Source organism: Ruegeria sp. AI3, assembly GCF_056541245.1.
The window spans coordinates 29,488-46,954 of sequence record NZ_JBQFYA010000009.1; the positions used below are offsets into that span (position 1 = coordinate 29,488).

19 protein-coding genes are annotated in these 17,467 nt (G+C 58.5%); 13 read left to right on the forward strand and 6 right to left on the reverse strand.

What is annotated here, in order from left to right:
* The first annotated feature begins 1 nt into the window (after position 1).
* On the forward strand, positions 2–1,036 hold the full coding sequence (gene hemE / locus ACRZ95_RS14155) for a uroporphyrinogen decarboxylase (protein WP_170681579.1): 1,035 nt from the start codon (positions 2–4) through the stop codon (positions 1,034–1,036).
* A 39-nt stretch (positions 1,037–1,075) separates the two neighbouring features.
* Here hemE and ACRZ95_RS14160 read toward each other — a convergent pair whose 3' ends face one another.
* Positions 1,076–2,203, reverse strand: a complete 1,128-nt coding sequence (locus ACRZ95_RS14160) for a CaiB/BaiF CoA transferase family protein (protein WP_170681581.1) — start codon at positions 2,201–2,203, stop codon at positions 1,076–1,078.
* A gap of 126 nt (positions 2,204–2,329) precedes the next feature.
* On the opposite strand from ACRZ95_RS14160, the gene ACRZ95_RS14165 reads away from it, so the two are divergent.
* The 7 genes from ACRZ95_RS14165 (at position 2,330) to uvrC (ending at position 9,024) form a co-directional block, all read left to right on the forward strand.
* A complete protein-coding gene (locus ACRZ95_RS14165) occupies positions 2,330–3,259 on the forward strand; it encodes an ABC transporter ATP-binding protein (protein ID WP_170681583.1) in 930 nt (309 codons plus the stop codon).
* Complete coding sequence (locus ACRZ95_RS14170) at positions 3,256–4,017, forward strand: ABC transporter permease (RefSeq protein ID WP_170379180.1); 762 nt, start codon at positions 3,256–3,258, stop codon at positions 4,015–4,017. Before ACRZ95_RS14165 ends, ACRZ95_RS14170 begins: the two co-directional genes overlap by 4 nt.
* A gap of 104 nt (positions 4,018–4,121) precedes the next feature.
* Positions 4,122–4,919 (forward strand): S49 family peptidase, encoded by a 798-nt coding sequence (locus tag ACRZ95_RS14175; protein ID WP_170681585.1) that lies wholly within the window; start codon positions 4,122–4,124, stop codon positions 4,917–4,919.
* A gap of 1 nt (position 4,920) precedes the next feature.
* Entirely contained in the window at positions 4,921–5,091 is a 171-nt protein-coding gene (locus tag ACRZ95_RS14180; protein WP_170553847.1) for a hypothetical protein, read from the forward strand.
* Positions 5,088–6,059, forward strand: a complete 972-nt coding sequence (locus ACRZ95_RS14185) for a calcium/sodium antiporter (RefSeq protein ID WP_170681587.1) — start codon at positions 5,088–5,090, stop codon at positions 6,057–6,059. The genes ACRZ95_RS14180 and ACRZ95_RS14185 overlap by 4 nt, the downstream gene beginning before the upstream one ends.
* Before the next feature lie 20 nt (positions 6,060–6,079).
* The gene (locus ACRZ95_RS14190) at positions 6,080–6,859 is read left to right on the forward strand and encodes an SDR family oxidoreductase (protein ID WP_170681589.1); all 780 of its coding nucleotides are present in this window, start codon (positions 6,080–6,082) and stop codon (positions 6,857–6,859) included.
* A gap of 290 nt (positions 6,860–7,149) precedes the next feature.
* A complete protein-coding gene (gene uvrC / locus ACRZ95_RS14195) occupies positions 7,150–9,024 on the forward strand; it encodes an excinuclease ABC subunit UvrC (RefSeq protein WP_170681591.1) in 1,875 nt (624 codons plus the stop codon).
* On the opposite strand, the gene ACRZ95_RS14200 is transcribed toward uvrC, so the two are convergent.
* Entirely contained in the window at positions 9,021–9,905 is an 885-nt protein-coding gene (locus ACRZ95_RS14200; protein ID WP_170681593.1) for a DMT family transporter, read from the reverse strand. The two genes, uvrC and ACRZ95_RS14200, sit on opposite strands and share 4 nt — an antisense overlap.
* Positions 9,906–10,088: 183 nt before the next feature.
* Here ACRZ95_RS14200 and pgsA point away from each other — a divergent pair, with 183 nt between their 5' ends.
* Genes pgsA through ACRZ95_RS14215 form a run of 3 tightly spaced genes read left to right on the forward strand, consistent with a single transcriptional unit; the run spans position 10,089 to position 11,451 of the window.
* The gene (gene pgsA, locus ACRZ95_RS14205; protein ID WP_170379168.1) at positions 10,089–10,757 is read left to right on the forward strand and encodes a CDP-diacylglycerol--glycerol-3-phosphate 3-phosphatidyltransferase; all 669 of its coding nucleotides are present in this window, start codon (positions 10,089–10,091) and stop codon (positions 10,755–10,757) included.
* Between the two features lie 3 nt (positions 10,758–10,760).
* Positions 10,761–11,006: a molybdopterin converting factor subunit 1 gene (gene moaD, locus ACRZ95_RS14210; protein ID WP_170379166.1), complete on the forward strand. Its 246-nt coding sequence runs from the start codon at positions 10,761–10,763 to the stop codon at positions 11,004–11,006.
* Between the two features lies 1 nt (position 11,007).
* Positions 11,008–11,451 (forward strand): molybdenum cofactor biosynthesis protein MoaE, encoded by a 444-nt coding sequence (locus ACRZ95_RS14215; protein ID WP_170681595.1) that lies wholly within the window; start codon positions 11,008–11,010, stop codon positions 11,449–11,451.
* Positions 11,452–11,499: 48 nt separating this feature from the next.
* On the opposite strand, the gene ACRZ95_RS14220 is transcribed toward ACRZ95_RS14215, so the two are convergent.
* The 4 genes from ACRZ95_RS14220 to ubiA all read right to left on the reverse strand — a co-directional run bounded on the left by ACRZ95_RS14220 (position 11,500) and on the right by ubiA (position 15,627).
* Positions 11,500–12,030, reverse strand: a complete 531-nt coding sequence (locus ACRZ95_RS14220) for a hypothetical protein (RefSeq protein ID WP_170462571.1) — start codon at positions 12,028–12,030, stop codon at positions 11,500–11,502.
* 313 nt (positions 12,031–12,343) lie between these two features.
* Positions 12,344–12,664: a hypothetical protein gene (locus tag ACRZ95_RS14225; protein WP_170379160.1), complete on the reverse strand. Its 321-nt coding sequence runs from the start codon at positions 12,662–12,664 to the stop codon at positions 12,344–12,346.
* A 1-nt stretch (position 12,665) separates the two neighbouring features.
* Positions 12,666–14,600, reverse strand: coding sequence for an OmpA family protein (locus ACRZ95_RS14230; protein WP_170681597.1), 1,935 nt, complete (start codon positions 14,598–14,600; stop codon positions 12,666–12,668).
* 64 nt (positions 14,601–14,664) lie between these two features.
* On the reverse strand, positions 14,665–15,627 hold the full coding sequence (gene ubiA, locus ACRZ95_RS14235) for a 4-hydroxybenzoate octaprenyltransferase (RefSeq protein ID WP_170681599.1): 963 nt from the start codon (positions 15,625–15,627) through the stop codon (positions 14,665–14,667).
* Positions 15,628–15,639: 12 nt separating this feature from the next.
* Between ubiA and ACRZ95_RS14240 the strand changes: the two genes are divergently transcribed.
* Positions 15,640–16,365, forward strand: a complete 726-nt coding sequence (locus tag ACRZ95_RS14240; RefSeq protein WP_170681600.1) for a 16S rRNA (uracil(1498)-N(3))-methyltransferase — start codon at positions 15,640–15,642, stop codon at positions 16,363–16,365.
* A gap of 325 nt (positions 16,366–16,690) precedes the next feature.
* Complete coding sequence (locus tag ACRZ95_RS14245; protein ID WP_480555094.1) at positions 16,691–17,425, forward strand: helix-turn-helix transcriptional regulator; 735 nt, start codon at positions 16,691–16,693, stop codon at positions 17,423–17,425.
* Positions 17,426–17,467: the final 42 nt, after the last annotated feature.

The window sequence follows — 17,467 nt, forward strand, 5'->3', positions numbered from 1 at the left end:
GATGGCTGAGACGAAGAAATTGCTGCGGGCACTGGCCGGAGAGGTTCAGGACATTCCGCCGATCTGGATGATGCGTCAGGCCGGGCGGTATCTGCCGGAATATCGCGCGACACGCGCGCAAGCAGGAGATTTCCTGTCGCTCTGCTACAATCCCGAACTGGCGGCCGAGGTCACCTTGCAGCCCATTCGCCGCTATGGGTTTGACGCCGCAATCCTGTTTGCTGACATCCTACTGGTTCCCCAAGCGCTGGGTGCGGACTTGTGGTTTGTCACAGGCGAAGGCCCGCGCTTGTCTACGATCACGCAGCAATCCGACTTTGACGTGTTGAAGCCGGTTGAGGACATTCATGAGACCCTGTCCCCGGTCTATGAAACTGTGCGTATCCTGTCGAAGGAACTGCCGTCCGAGACGACCTTGATCGGATTCGCAGGCGCGCCTTGGACTGTCGCAACCTATATGATCGCAGGGCGCGGCACGCCTGATCAGGGTCCTGCGCATGCGCTGCGCGAGGAGAATAACGCCCTGTTTGAGGCTCTGTTGGAGCGGATTACACTGGCGACGATCGAGTATCTGTCGGCTCAGATCGACGCCGGGGCCGAGGTGGTCAAGATCTTTGACAGCTGGGCCGGGTCGTTGAAAGGCGACGCCTTCCAGAAATACGCGGTTGAGCCCTGCCGCGTGATCACGCAGGCCATTAAGGCACGCCATCCCGGTATTCCAGTCATTGGCTTCCCGCGTGAAGCGGGCGAGGGCTATGTCGGGTTTGCCAAGGCAACTGGTGTGGATTGTGTGGCGCTGGACAACTCGGTCGCGCCTGACTGGGCGGCGGCGCATGTGCAGGTGGACGGTTGTGTGCAGGGGAACTTGGCGTCGTCCCATATGGTGACGGGCGGTCAGGCGCTGGTGGATGAGACGCGGCGGATTGTTGAGGCGTTCCGCAAGGGGCCGCATATCTTCAACCTTGGCCACGGGATTACGCCGGATGCGGATCCTGAGAACGTGCAGTTGATGATCGACACGGTGCGCGGGCGATAGAGGGAAGGGGGCCAGCCCCCTTCTTGGCCTTCGGCCAATTCATCCCCCGGGATATTTTTGGCCAGATGAAGAGGCGGATCGGTCTTGGCCGGAGAGTTCGTCCAGAATGTCTTGCGTGTGTTCGCCTCGGGCCGGGCTGGGTTTGGCACTCCATTGCGTGTTCAAAAAACGGGGCGCTGCGGCGGCTTGCAAGGTGCCATCCACAGATTGCCAGGTTTGGCGGGTGGTGTTCATGGGGTGGTTTTTCGCCTCAATCGGGTCAAGGACCGGGGCGACGCAGGCATTGGTTTCGTGAAACAGCGCGGCCCAGTGATCTCGGGGCTTGGTCAGGAATAGGTCCGTCAGTTTCTTCGTTTGGTCCGGCCAGAGTTTTGGGTTGAATTGCTCCTGCAACTCGGCGTTTTGTGACAGGCCCAGAACGTTCAGGAATTCGGCGTAGAATTTTGGCTCAAGGCATTGGACCGTGACGAAGCCATCATCGGCGCAGCGGTAGGTGCGGCTCCAATGTGGACCGTCAAGCAGGCTTTGGCCGCGCGTCTCGGACAGGTTTCCGGTTTGGCGCATGCTCATCAGCAGGTTCATCATATGCGCCGAACCATCGTAGATGGCCGCGTCGACGACGGTGCCCTGACCGGTGTGCCGGGCGTTGAGCAAACCGGCGAGGAGGCCGGTGACCAGATACATCGCGCCGCCGCCAATGTCTCCGACGAGAGTAGCTGGGGTTTGCGGCGGTGTTTCAGGTTGCGCCGCGTACCAAAGCGCGCCCGAAAGGGCGATGTAGTTGAGGTCATGCCCGGCGGTGTGTGACAAGGGGCTGTCCTGTCCCCAACCGGTCATGCGTCCGTAGACCAGTTTGGGGTTCAGCGCATGGCAGATGTCGGTCCCCAGTCCCAATTTCTCCATCACGCCGGGGCGGAAGCCTTCGATCAGTGCGTCGGCGGTGGTGATGAGTTCCTTGGCGGTGTTCAGGTCGGTTGCATCCTTTAGATCAAGCGCAATGGACCGTTTGCCCCGGTCCAGCACCGAGCGTTCCGGCATGCCGGGTGTCACACTGCCGCCCTTGCGATGGATGGTGATCACATCTGCACCGAGATCAGCCAGCAGCATGGCCGCGAAGGGGCCGGGGCCCAGGCCTTCGATCTCGATAATGCGTATTCCGTTCAGCATGGATCTCTCCGGTATATGCAGCGTTCCCCGGACCCTACAGCAATTCTGCGCAGAGCTCTGTGCGAAATTGGCCTGTTCCACCGGGAGGCGAAACGATAGGGTCTCTGCCAGAACGGGGAAACAGGCATGACTACCATTTTGTCGATCAAGGATTTGCGCAAATCCTATGCGGACGGGTTTGAGGCGCTGAAAGGCGTGTCGCTGGACATCGAGGAAGGTGAAATCCTTGCTCTGCTCGGGCCGAACGGGGCGGGGAAGACAACGCTGATCTCGACCATTTGCGGGATCACCACACCGACCTCGGGCAGTGTCTCGGTTGGCGGGCACGATATCCAGGCCGAGTTCCGCGCCGCCCGCAAAATGATCGGTCTGGTGCCGCAGGAAATCGCGTTGGAGCCGTTCGAGAAGGTCTATAATACGGTGCGGTTTTCCCGAGGGCTGTTTGGCTATGGCAATGACAGCGCGCGGATCGAAGAGATCCTGCGCAAACTGTCGTTGTGGGATAAACGCAAGAACGCGATCAAGGAACTTTCCGGGGGCATGAAGCGCCGGGTTCTGATCGCCAAGGCCTTAGCCCATGAACCGCGCATTCTGTTTCTGGATGAGCCCACCGCCGGTGTCGATGTCGAGCTGCGCAAGGATATGTGGGAGATCGTCGCTGAGCTGAAGCAGGCGGGCGTAACCATCATTTTGACAACGCATTACATCGAAGAGGCCGAAGCCATCGCTGACCGTGTGGGTGTCATCGACAAAGGTGAGCTGCTGCTGGTTCAGGATAAAGACACTCTGATGGCGCAGATGGGTAAGAAACAGATCGAGGTCATGCTGACCGAGCCCATCTCGGCCATCCCGGACGGTTTGGCCGCGCATAATCTGGTTTTGAACGGAAATCGCGACGCGCTGATCTATACCTATGACACCAATGCGGATCGAACCGGGATTACGACGCTGCTGAATGACGTGGCCCAATCGGGGCTGGTCCTGCGGGATGTGCAGACAAGGCAATCCAGTCTGGAAGAGATCTTCGTCAATCTGGTATCGGGAGAGGCCGCATGAACTGGACCGCCATTGCCGCCATCTACCGGTTTGAGATGGCCCGCTTTTTCCGCACTCTGGCTCAGAGCTTTCTGTCGCCGGTCCTGTCGACCTCGCTGTATTTTGTGGTCTTTGGCACGGCCATCGGTAGCCGGATTCAAGAGGTTGAGGGCGTCTCATACGGGGCATTTATCGTGCCCGGGCTGATCATGTTGTCGGTGGTCATGCTGGCGATCTCGAACGCATCGTTCGGGATCTATTTTCCCAAGTTTCTGGGCACGATCTATGAGTTGCTCTCCGCCCCAGTCAATTTCATCGAGATTGTCATAGGTTACGTAGGCGCGGCCGCCACCAAGGCGCTGTTCGTCGGTCTGGTGATCCTTGCGACTGCGACATTCTTCGTCGACATCCGGATCGAGCATCCGCTGGCGATGGCCGCGTTTCTGGTGCTGTCCTGCCTAAGCTTCTCGCTGTTGGGGTTCATAATCGGGATATGGGCCAGTAACTTTGAGCAGATGTCGTTGGTGCCGCAGTTGGTTGTCACACCGCTGATCTTTCTAGGGGGCACGTTCTATTCGATCTCGATGCTGCCGCCGCTATGGCAGACGATCACCTTGTTCAACCCGGTGGTTTACCTGATTTCGGGCTTCCGCTGGTCGTTTTATGGGCTGGCAGATGTACCGATCGTGTTCAGCCTTTTGGCCATCGTGGCCTTCACCGGACTGTGCCTTGCGATCATCTGGTGGATCTTCAAAACAGGCTGGCGCATCCGCAGCTAGTGCGTTGCATTTTTGCCCATCGGTGTGAGGAAATTGTCTAACGCCGCGTTTTGCATTCGGCGAGTCCCTTGTTTAGCCGATGGGGGCACTCTACATCGGCACCCATGAAACTCAGCCTGCCTTTTATCAAAAAACCGCCCGTTGTGGCCGTCGTTCGCCTGTCCGGTGCCATCGGTATGGCCGGGCGTGGCGCGTTGAATGATACCTCGCTGGCACCTGTGCTGGAAAAGGCCTTTCGCAAAGGCAAGCCTGCGGCCGTCGCGCTCGAGGTCAACTCGCCCGGCGGGTCGCCTGTGCAAAGCTCTCTGATCGGCGCGCGTATCCGACGGCTGTCGGATGAGCTTGAGATACCGGTCGTGGCCTTTGTCGAAGACGTGGCGGCGTCGGGCGGGTATTGGCTGGCGGCGGCAGCAGATGAAATCTGGGCTGACGACAGCTCGGTCCTTGGGTCGATCGGTGTGATCTCGGCCGGGTTCGGAGCACATGAGTTTCTGGTGAAACAGGGTTTTGAGCGGCGTGTTCACACGGCCGGGAAGTCGAAATCCATGCTCGACCCGTTCCGCCCGGAAAAGGAAGAGGATGTCGCGCGGCTGGAACGCCTTTTGGAAGACATCCACGGGAATTTCATCACCCATGTCAAAACCCGTCGTGGGGACAAGCTGGACGCAGATGCTGATCTGTTCACAGGCGAAATCTGGCTGGCGCGACGCGCGCAGGAGCTGGGCTTGATCGAAGGCATCGCCCATCTGAAACCCAAGATGCAGGAGCGTTTCGGCGACAAGGTGAAGTTCCGCCGCTACGGCGTGCGTAAACCACTTTGGTCACGTTTCGGGGCCGCGCTGGCGCAGGACGCCGTAGCGGGGCTAGAGGAGCGGGCGGCCTTCGCGCGTTTCGGTCTGTAGCGTGATCATCAAGATCGTCACTCTGTTTCTGGTCGCCATGGGTGTATTGGCGATGTTCGGAAAGCTGCGCTTTCCGGGCCAAAACCGGTTGAGTTCTGCCAAATGTCCGCGTTGCGGTCGGTTCAAGATCGGCAAAGGCCCCTGTGCCTGTGAAAAAGGAGGCCGGACATGACGGCATGGCTGCTCTCCGGCCTCGGATTGGTGATCTTGCTGCTGGCAGGTGATGCGCTGGTGCGCGGTGCGGTCAACCTAAGCCTGCGGTTGGGCGTGCCCGCCCTGATCGTCAGCCTGACGATCGTTGCCTTTGGGACGTCTGCACCCGAGCTTTTGATTGCGATCAGCGCGGTGAAGGAGAACGCACCGGGCATCGCATTGGGTAACGTCGTCGGCTCCAACACCGCGAATATCCTTTTGGTTCTGGGCTTGCCTGCCTTGTTGGCAACGCTGCACACCAGCGAATGCGATAGCCGCAAGAACTATGTCTTCATGCTGTTGGCGAGCGTCCTCTTCATCGGCCTGGCCTTCTGCGGGGTATTCAATCTGATCAGCGGCGCCATTCTGCTGGCTGCCCTTGGGCTTGTGTTGTGGAACGCGTTTCGCGAAGCCAAGGCTCATCGCAAAGCCTGCGCCGATGCAGCCGGGGCATGTGGCGACGACGAAGAGCTGGACGGTTTGGAAGAGGCCGATCCGAACATGCCCTATTGGAAGATATCGATCTACGTGGTCCTTGGCCTGATCGGTCTGCCCATGGGCGCGCATCTATTGGTCGAAAACGCCACCGAAATCGCCCTGATGTACGGGATCACCGAAACGGTGATCGGTTTGACACTTGTGGCTGTCGGAACGTCTCTGCCTGAACTGGCAACGACCGTTATGGCGGCGCTACGGCGCCAGGCGGACGTTGCGCTCGGCAACGTGATCGGCTCGAACATGTTCAACCTGCTGGCAATCGTCGGTATTGCCACGTGGTTCGGAAACATCCCAGTCGACCCGGAATTCCTTGAATTCGACCTGTGGGTCATGCTGGGCGCCTCGCTGTTGCTGATCCCGTTTGTGTTCTTCAAACAGGATATTTCGCGGATCTGGGGTCTGGTGTTGACTTTCCTTTATGCGCTTTATGTCACCACATTGCTGATGTGATCTGACGGAAAGAGGTATCCATGTCCCGAGCGCTAGTAACCGGAGCCGGCATCCGCTTGGGCCGAGCCATGGCCCTTTATCTGGCAGGGCGCGGGTATGATGTCGCCGTACACTATGCGACCTCGGAACAGCCCGCGGCTGAGACGGTTGCAGAAGTTCAGGCGCTGGGCCGCAAAGCTGTGGCGCTACAGGCCGATCTTCTGGATGAGGCGCAGGTGACCGCCCTGCTGCCTCGCGCGGCTGAGGCTCTGGGCGGGCCGATCACTTGTCTGGTCAACAACGCGTCGGTCTTTGAGTATGACAATATCCACACGGCCACGCGCAAAAGCTGGGACCGGCACCTCGACAGCAACCTGCGCGCGCCCTTTGTTCTGACTCAGGCCATGGCCGAACAGGGCTTGCAACCTGAGACGGATGCGCAGGGAGAGCCGCAGGCCTCTGGCTTGATCGTCAACATGGTCGATATGCGGGTGCGGAAACTGACGCCCGAATTCATGAGCTACACCATCGCCAAGATGGGCCTGTGGGCGCTGACGCGCACGGCTGCCCAAGCGCTGACACCCGCAATCCGCGTCAACGCCATTGGTCCCGGACCGACCATGCAGGGACATCGTCAGAGCGAACAGCACTTCAAAACCCAGCGCGCCAACACAGTGCTGGAGCGGGGCTCGAACCCGTCAGATATCACCGCAGCACTGGGCTATTTTCTGGACGCGCATGCTGTCACTGGGCAGCTTTTGTGCGTGGATGGTGGGCAGCATTTGGGATGGCAAACGCCGGATGTGCTGGGCGTAGAATAAGTAAATCCGCTGCAAGTTTTGCACCGCTCTCATTGGCGTTACTTAGCCGTTACAAAAACGTCTTATTTTTCATACACTTGCTAAGCGTGTAAAAAAATATCGATAAAAAACAATCACTTAAGTATGTGCCTGTTTTTTGTGCAAATTGACGAACAAGCAAGGAAACAAGGAAGATTCTACGCTCACGGAAACTTATCTTCATACTTATCCACAGAAACCGTGGATTTGTTTTCTCTTGAACTGAAGCGCCCAAGATTGCAGCCATAGACAGAGAATCATATCTCAGGCCCATGACAACCCAGGACGAATCGACACCCGAGCTTCAGCCCACCGGTTATGCCTGCATCCAGCGCTATGTGAAAACGCTGGACAGCTCGCCCGGTGTGTATCGGATGTTGGATGCGGACAGTCGGGTTTTGTATGTAGGCAAGGCGCGGAACCTTAAAGCGCGGGTGTCGAACTACACGCGCCCGGGGCATTCGGGACGGATCGAGAAAATGATCGCGTCGACCGCCTCGATGATGTTCCTGACCACAAGGACCGAGACCGAGGCGCTGCTGCTGGAGCAGAACCTGATCAAGCAGCTCAAGCCCAAGTACAACGTGCTGCTGCGCGACGATAAGAGTTTCCCGAACATTCTGGTCGCCAAGGATCATGCTTATCCTCAGATCAAAAAGCATCGCGGTGCCAAGAAAGAGAAGGGCGCGTATTTCGGCCCATTTGCCAGCGCAGGTGCAGTGAACCGGACGCTGAACCAGCTGCAAAAAGCATTCCTTCTGCGCAATTGCTCGGATTCCATGTTCGACAGCCGCACGCGCCCCTGTCTTCTCTATCAGATCAAGCGGTGTTCGGGACCATGTGTCGGTTTGATTTCCGAGGGTGACTACCGCGAAAGCGTCAAGGATGCCGAACGCTTCCTCTCGGGCCGGTCCACCAAGGTGCAGGAGGAGTTGGCCGAACAGATGATGGCCGCCTCGGAGGCGATGGAGTTCGAACGTGCCGCCGGCCTGCGGGATCGTATTCGTGCGCTGACGCAGGTTCAAACCAGTCAAGGCATTAACCCGCGCGGCGTGACCGAGGCGGATGTGATTGGCCTTTATATGGATAGCGGGCAGGCCTGTGTGCAGGTGTTCTTCATCCGCGCGAACCAGAACTGGGGGAATAAGGATTTCTACCCTCGGGTCGGTGCGGATGTGTCCCCGGCTGAGGTGATGGAGGCGTTCCTCGGCCAGTTCTACGACAACAAGGAACCACCGCGTCAACTGATCCTGTCGGACGGGATCGAAAACGCGGATCTGATGGAGCAGGCGCTGACTGAGAAAGCCGGGCGCAAGGTTGAAATCCTCGTGCCCCAGCGCGGTGAGAAACAGGAACTGGTCGCCGGGGCCCTGCGCAACGCGCGTGAATCTCTGGCCCGTCGCATGTCTGAAAGCGCCACGCAGGCCAAACTACTGCGCGGTGTGGCTGAGGCGTTTGAGCTCGACGCGCCTCCGGCCCGGATCGAGGTCTACGACAACTCGCATATTCAGGGGACCAATGCGGTCGGCGGTATGATCGTCGCTGGCCCCGAGGGGTTCATGAAAAACGCCTATCGCAAGTTCAACATTCGCGGTGACGATCTGACACCCGGCGATGACTTTGGGATGATGAAAGAGGTTCTGACCCGCCGCTTCACCCGCCTGCAAAAGGAAGACCCGGATCGTGAAAAAGGCATGTGGCCCGATCTCCTGCTGATCGATGGCGGGGCCGGGCAGGTGAGTGCCGTGCATGAGATCATGGTCGAGCATGGCGTTGAAGACATCCCGATGGTTGGTGTCGCCAAAGGCGTTGATCGGGATCACGGCAAAGAGGAATTCCACCGCATCGGTCAGCGTGCTTTTGCCCTGAAGCGCAACGACCCCGTGCTGTATTTCATCCAGCGCCTGCGGGATGAAGCGCACCGTTTCGCCATCGGCACCCATCGCGCGAAACGGGCCAAGGCTGTGGGCGCGACACCATTGGATGAAATCCCCGGTGTAGGGGCCGCTCGCAAACGTGCACTGCTCACTCATTTCGGCAGTGCCAAGGCGGTCAGCCGGGCCAATCTTGCGGATCTGAAAGCGGTCGAAGGGATCTCGGCCGGGTTGGCGCAGAAGGTCTATGATTTCTTTCACGACAAGGGCTAGGCCTTTCGGCCGCGCCATAGAATATACAATCCCGAGGCCACGATCAGCGCGCTGCCGATCCACATGGTCTGATCCAGCGTCTCGCCAAACATTATAACGCCCAGCCCGACGCCAAACAGCAGGCGGGAATAGCGGAACGGCGTAACGGCCGAGACCTCGCCGGTTCGCATGGCTTTCATGAGCGAGGCATAGGCGGCAGTGCCCATCAGGATCGCTCCGCCCATGTGCAGGCTCGTATTCAGGTCCAGCGGAGCCATCGGCACCCCTTCCCAGAACTGATAGGCCAGACCGGCGACGATGATGCAGAGGAAGCCGTAGAAGCCCAGAACCTCGGTCCCCAGTGTCGCGGGTGCGGCGCGGCTGGCCAGATCGCGCCCGGCAAAGCCCAGCATGCCCAGGACGGCCAGGATCGACAGAGCCGAGAAGCTGTCTCCGGTCGGTTGAATGATGACCACGACGCCAATCAGACCAACCAGAATCGCGCTCCACCGTCGCCATCCGACGGTTTCGCCGAAAAACAGCGCGGCACCTGCCACTACCACCAGAGGGGTCGCCTGCAGGATCACGGTCGCCGCTGACAGAGGCGTCAGCGTGATTGCCAGCACGTAGAACATCCGCCCCAGGATCTCGAACAGAACGCGCACCTTCATGGGCCGTGACAGCACATCCCGATGCAACAGACTGGCGCCACGCAGCAGGGCGACGGCGGCGAAGATAATCGCGCCACCGGCACCGAACAGGATCAGGATCTGCCAGATCGGCAAATGCGCCGAGGCGCCTTTCAACAGCGCATCCTCGAGCGCGAAAAGTGCCATGCCCGCGATCATCCATGCGCTTCCGATCAGGTTTGATCGGGGGTCGGTTCGAATATGTGCAGTCATGGTCTTCCGTCGCTGCTGAGCCGTGCGCCAATCTGACCGCAAAGGCGCCCCGGGCCAAGCTGTATCTGGCCGAGAGTTCCCGGTTGCGACCCTTTGACTTTTTGCCCCACAACCCTCTGTGAACGGGTCAGTTTTTCATTTGTCTGTCTTTTCTGTCCGTAGGTGGCGATGTAGTGTCGGTTCATGAAGTGGAACTTGCCCAATATCCTGACCCTGCTCCGCCTACTGGCCGCGCCCGGTTTGGCCGTGATGTTTTTGTATTTCACCCGCCCTTATGCCGACTGGTTCGCCCTGATCCTGTTTATGTCCGCCGCGATCACCGACTGGTTTGATGGCTATCTGGCGCGGGCTTGGAAGCAGGAAACCAAGATGGGCGCGATGCTGGATCCGATTGCCGACAAGGCCATGGTCGTCATCGCGCTGATGATCCTTGTTGGCTATTCGACCGAGCATTGGACCCCGTGGCTGGTGCTGCCGGCCACCGTGATCCTGTTTCGCGAAGTGTTCGTCTCGGGCCTGCGCGAATATCTGGGTGATGTCGCCGGAACGCTCAAGGTGACGAAGCTGGCCAAGTGGAAAACCACGGCCCAGATGTTTGCCATCGCCATTCTGTTCTCGCAGGGGATATTCGAGCACAACTTCGTTATGGCCACGTTTGGTATGGATCCCACGATCATAGATCAGGTCTTGACCGGAGAGGCTGAGGACATCAACAACATCCGCTGGCACCTTGAGGGGATGTTCTGGTCAGGACGCATTGGCCTGTGGTTGCTGTGGATTGCCGCCACGCTGACATTGATCAGCGGCTATGATTACCTACGTAAAGCCATGCCGCATCTGAAGGAGAGCTAACCGATGGACGTGCTGTATTTCGCTTGGGTTCGCGAACGTATCGGCCTGCCGAAAGAAAAGGTCGAAACGCAAGCTGCGACCGTGTCTGATCTGGTAGCTGAACTCAGCGCACGCGAGGATCGCTATGCCGCGGCCTTTGCCGATCTCTCTGCGCTTCGGGTGGCATTGGATCAGGAACTGTCGGATTTTGATGCCCCTCTGGCCGGTGTGCGTGAGGTTGCGTTCTTCCCGCCAATGACGGGCGGCTGAGATGCGGATCGCGGTTCAGGAAGAGGCGTTTGATCTGGGGGCCGAGGCCAATGCCTTTGCCGCTGGTGATGACGCCAACGGGGCGATCGTGACTTTTACGGGTGTCGTGCGCGATCTGGCCTCGGGCGATCTGGATGTGATGGAGATCGAACATTATCCCGGCATGACCGAACACGCTCTGACAAAGATCGCGGAAGAGGCCAAGGAGCGTTGGTCTTTGGGTGATGTTCTGGTGATCCACCGCCACGGCAGGCTGGCTCCGGGCGACCGGATCATGATGGTCGCGACAGCCGCACCGCATCGCAAGGATGCGTTTGAAGCGGCAGAATATCTGATGGACTACCTGAAATCCCGCGCACCGTTCTGGAAGAAAGAGATCACCAATTCAGGTGCCGAATGGGTGGCCGCGAAGGACGAAGACGAAGACGCCCTGACGCGGTGGTAGAGGTCGGCTCCGGCACCCGTTTCCAAGTGCCGGGCCAAATGGAATAGCTTAGCTATTCTGCTCCGTATTGCAGGTCCGCGCCGCCTCGATCGCTTTCAAGGTGCCATCAAGACTTACGGTAAATCCGCTCTCTTTTTCCGGGAAGACTGTCATATCGTACTTTTTCATGACGTCCTCAACGAATTGCGGGTTGTTGGCCAGAATGTAGCCTCCTGTATACCCTTCCGCGAGATGCTTGGTCTTCTTGTAGGCTTTGGCTTCGTAGACATTGCCGTCCAGCGACAGGATAATGTCTTCCTTTTTGCCTTTTAGGCCAATGTCATTCTGAGTGAAGACACCAAGGTATCCCATTTCCTGATCCTTGGTCAGGCCCATCTGTACGACGTTGTTATTTTCGTCAACACGCTCAATGAGGCATGAGCCGCGGGTATCATCGACATAGATAGTCCAGCCGGATTCCTCACCCCATTTCGAAAACGTGTCATTCTCGGACGGGATAACATCACTTGAGGCGAAGGCGGCAGTTGCGCCAAATGCGGCAAGGGTAGCGGCGGTCTTCAAAGTAACTTGGAAATTCATGATAGACTCCAGTTTTACAGAAAAAGGACAGTTCTGTGTGCAGGCAAAAACACACTCATTCATTATGTTGAATTTGTTGAAAAACTAAAGAAACCGGAGTCAGACCGGCTAAAATCCGCCGACCCAAGCCGCGCAGGCGCTTCGGGTTTAACCGGGATACGAAGACTCTGCCGCGCTTTCAGCAGACTTGGGACGTTCGTGTTGCCGGATGACTCAGGTAAAATCCGAACCGCCATCACTAACTTCGACGGCGGCGCATGCTCCCGTGTCGTCGTCTGAACGGAGCGCGAGACAAAAGACCCGGCGGGTCTTACTAGTCCGCGTTGTTGATGCGTCCGCGCATTTCTTCGGCCTCTTGCCGGGCGGCGCGGAGGCCGTCCATGGCAGCGGCCAGTTCTGCCTCGGTTTGGGTCAGCTGGTTGGTCAGCTCGGCCTCGCGCTGCTGCAGATAGGTGATGGCCTGATCGCGGGTTTCCTCGGCCTCGTGCAGTTCCTGGCTCATACGGTCCAGATCGGCGACGTCACTTTGGCGCACGCGGGACAGGCGATGGGCCAGCCAGTTTGCAAACCATCCCATGCAGAAAGCCGCGAACAGGATGACGGCGGTGGCGATGATGAATTCTACTCTGTTCAACTTACTGGTCCTCTGCTTCCGCATCCGGCGCGGTCGTCTCGGTCTGATTTTCTGATGCGGACGTCTCGGTCTGGTCTTCCGCCCCGGTCTCAAGCGCCTCGAGGCCGGTTTCCGAGGCCTCGGTGGGTTCCGGCCGGATAAGGCGGAACTCAATCCGGCGGTTTTCTTCGCGGCCCTCTTCGGTGTCATTGTCGGCGATTGGCTGTGTTTCGCCATAGCCGACGGCTGTATAGCTTGAGGTCGGTATGCGCCGTCCGCGTAGCTCGTTCAGGATCGACTGCGCGCGCGCCTGGCTGAGCTGTTGGTTCATTTCTTCGCGGCCCTGACTGTCGGTATGGCCCTGAATCTCCATCCGGATCGGACCGCAATCACGCAAGATATCGGCGATCTGATTGACCGTATCGCGCGACTCTGCAGCTATGGTGGCCGAGCCCGGCTCGAACGCGATTTTGCTGGTGGCCTGAATTTCAGCGATACCTTCTTCACAGAGTTCAGGATCGGGCAGTGCGTCTTCGGGTTCGGGCGGGGCGACATAGGTGATCGACAGGTTGAAGTTCTGCGCATCGCCCAGCTTGTCCGACAGCAGACCCGCGATCCGAGCCTTGGATTCTTCATCATGGCTGATGCCGTTCAGGTCGACCAACTCGGGCGTTACAGTCAATGCGCCGTTATGCAGTTGGGACAGGGCCTCAAGCCCGGCCAGAACGCGTACGGGCCAGTCCATCGGCAAATCCGAGGTGATGCGGGTCGCGGTATAGACATTGTCGGACCCAAACGCCGCACGGGCATAGCTGTCGACCATGTCGCGCAGAACGTCGTCACCGACGCGGCCGCGCAATTGGATCAGGCCCTCAGGGCTGCGGGTGGCAGAGAACTCAACGGGCCCGGTCTCATCCGCAACCTCGGGTTCAGGCAGCACGGCATGCAGGGCGAACACCTCGGGCAATGCGTTTTCCAGCTCACCCACGACGCGGTCGAACAGCGCTGAGTTCGTGCCTTGAGCTGCGACCAGAGTGATATCCGCATCCGACATCGTCACCGATCCTTGCCCGATTTCAGCAAGCGCGTTGATGCTCTTTTCTGCGGCTTCTGCCCAGCGGGGGGAGGGTACACCCAGACCAATGGTGCAGAATGAGGGTCCGGCAAGACCGGCCTCCTCCGCTACTGCGATGATCTGATCACGGGCGTCTTCATCCTGGGCGGAACAGGCGTCGAACTGCCCTCCGGCCTCGTCAATCAGGTAGCGCAGGGTAAAGGGCGTGATCACCGGACGCGGGGCTGATATGGACAAACCGATGCGGACACTTGGCGGCGCGGCGCGGGTCAGATCTTGCTCCAACCTGTCTTTTTCCTGCTGGCTGTTGGCAATGGCAGTGATCCGGACAAGGCCGGGGCTGGCCGAGATCTTGGCGCGGGGCAGGTCGGACAGGGCCAGCACGGCATAGGCCAGCGCATCGTCCCAGCCATCGGGTTTTGGGTAGTCGGCTGTCTCAACTAGGTCCGAGACGGTATGGTCGCCGTCCAGCGCCTGTAACCCGTCCATAAGGGACTCACGGTCCTCGCTGGCCGGGATCAGGCCGATCACCGAGACACCGCTATCATTGCGCAAGATTTCCACGGAAAACCTGGGGGCGGCCAGCTCCGAGGTGGCGGCCACGTCCATCTCGTCAATGACGCGAGAGGTATCGACCTCGGTCCCAGCAGCGGTCAGGGCATTGAAGCGGATCGCCTCATCCGGCGCGGTGCCTGTGAGGATGACGCGCAGACCGTCGGATTCGACCTCGGCCCAGTTGTGACCTTTCAGGTCCAGCGCGCGCCGGACGGCGAATTCCGAGGCGTCTTCGACCTTTGTCACGGCAAAGCCCGCAGCCAAAAGGGACAGGCCGGCAGAGACGAGAAAGATCAGGCAAACAGCTACAAAATAGGGCAGACGCATATGCGGGCTTCAGACTCCTCGGGCGTTTGGGCGGGGTTGTACAGGCCCCGGCGCGCAGGTGCAATCAGAGCAGCAGCGCGACGCAGAGGAAGATCAGCGGAATTAGGCCGGTATCCCGGTTCGACCGGAAAAGCATCAGCAATTTGGCATTGTCCTCGATGTTCAGATTGCGCAGCTGCCATAGCATATGCCAGCCCATGGCCCATGGTCCGCCCAACGCAATCGTGACAATCCAGAACGGTGAATCCGGCACGCCAGCATCAATGATTGCCAATCCCATCAGCGAGATTGTGGCGATTAGAAAATACTTCAGCCATCTAGCCGTATCCGCCCCGAACAAACGCGCGGTGGATTTGATACCGATCAGCGCGTCGTCCTCGGTATCCTGATGCGCATAGATCGTGTCGTAGAACAGCGTCCACGCGATACCCGCCAGATACAGCATCACCGCAGGCCAGCCCAGCGACCCGGTATGGGCGACCCAGGCCAGCAGCGCGCCCCAGTTGAAGGCAAGTCCCAGAAACACCTGCGGCCACCATGTGAAGCGTTTGGCAAAGGGATAGAGGGCAACTGGCACCAGCGACAGAACGCCCATGAGGACAGCTGCAGTATTGAAGCTGAGCAGAATGCCCAGCGATATCAGTGCCTGCAGACCCATCCAGATCACGGCTTGCCGCACGCTGACCTGACCCGAAGGGAGCGGACGGGATTTTGTGCGTTCGACTTGCGCGTCGAAATGACGGTCGGTGATGTCGTTCCACGTGCATCCCGCACCGCGCATCAAAAAGGCCCCAATGGCACAGCCGACCACAATCCATGCATCCTCCAGCCGCGGCGTGCCATCGCTGAGGATCGCCAGCGCCAGCCCCCACCAGCAGGGGATCAGCAACAGCCACGTTCCGATCGGCCGGTCCGCCCGGCTCAACCGCAGGTAGGGGCGGGTGAAGGCGGGCGCGCGGGTGTCCACCCAATTGCCGGTGACAGCATCAGCGACCTGACCGTCTGGTGTTGGAGCATTGCCTTGCATATGTAGGGTCTCATGAGTGCGAAGATCAGACTGTATGTAGAGCAGCCCTTGGGTCAGGGGCAATCGGTTCCTTTGACGCGTGAGCAGGCGCATTACCTGTTCGGCGTGATGCGGCAATCCATCGGCGCGCAGATTGCGCTGTTCAATGGCCGGGATGGCGAATGGCTGGCCGAAGTCTCTGAGGCGGGCAAGCGCGGTGGCGTTCTGTCCTGCCGGCAGCAGACCAAGCCTTTGCAATTGCCCCCGGATTTGTGGTTCCTGTTTGCGCCGATCAAGAAGGCGCGCACGGATTTCATTGTCGAGAAAGCCGCAGAAATGGGGGCCGCGCGCATTATGCCTGTGCAGACGGAGTATACAAACTCCGAGCGTATCCGACAGGACCGGCTTCAGGCGCATGCGGTTGAGGCCGCCGAACAATGCGGCGGTACTTTTGTGCCCGAGGTCGTGGATCTGCAAAAACTGGACCGTGTGCTGGAGGATTGGCCTCAGGATCGGCAATTGATGTTCTGCAATGAGGCCGAGGTCGGTTCAGCCCTACGATTGGCCGCGCAGGAAAAAGGCCAGCCCTGGGCCATTCTGATTGGCCCCGAGGGCGGGTTTTCGGACCAAGAGCGCATGCGTTTGACTGCGCTGCCCTTTTCGCACGTGGTTAGCCTCGGCCCGCGAATCCTGCGCGCGGATACGGCGGCGGTAGCCGCGCTGACCATGTGGCAGCAGGCCTTGGGGGATTGGTTTTAGTGTGAGTTCAATTTGGGCAGGCCCTGGCTGCTCGCGGACAGTGGCGGCAATTTGACGAGTTTGTATCGCAGGAAAATACAGTCTGAAAAAAGTATCGACCACGTGATCAAAATTATTTGTCGTGGCAGATTTCGAGAAATTGGTAGCTTCTCTCAAAACGATACAAATTATATGAATGTTTGCAGGCCTGCATTTCTGGTCAAGCCTTTGAAAGTAAACTGCCTCTTCAGGGTCCGAAAAGCATCAAAATGTTGACTAAATTTTAATTTCTCTATTTCTTGATTTAATGTGAACTTAACAAGTGAAGTGGACGCCGCTGGTCGTCATGAAAAACGCGCTGATTGATTTCGTTGATGCTTTGGCCGGACTCACCTCTGCAGAAGACCGATGGAATGAAGCTGTCGCGCAGTCTCAGAAACAGGGTATTGAGGCGATCCTGGTCGGTGAGGCCGACGGGATAAAAAAGCAGATCTTCTGGATGAACACCAACATGCCAGAAGACTGGATCACCGAGTATCTCGAAGAAGACTACATGTCGGTGGACGCCATGCTCGAGACATTGGCCTGGCAGAACGAATACCACATTGTTGAATCCGGCCAGATGAAACGCGTTGATGCGCGATCTGACAAGGAATACGCCCTGGATCACGGGTTGAAGTCTGCCGGCCTGGCCTCATTGATCGGGTCTCGCTTTGGCGAGCCTGGGCGTCGCGGGGTCTATGTGACGCTTTGTTCTAGCGACAGTATGAAAGCTGCGCATAACAACAGTGCTGTCGATTTGACGATGCTGGCGGCTTTGCTGGCCACTTCCATTACCGAACCCATTCACTCACCAGCCAATCTAAAGTTGAAAGCAATGACTCAGGTCCTTTCGCAACGTCAGCAAGAAGTATTGGAGTTGCTGGCCAGTGGGTGTCAGACGGCCCGCATCGCCGAACGTCTCAACATCAGCGAAGCGGCGGTGAACAAGCATTTCTCACTGGCGCGCAAGGCGTTGGGGGCGTCGACCCGTGAACAGGCGCTCGCCATAGCTTTGAAAGAAAACCTAATTAACCTGTGAAGGTATATATATCTCTACCTTGGGCGAACGCCGCCTGTTTCC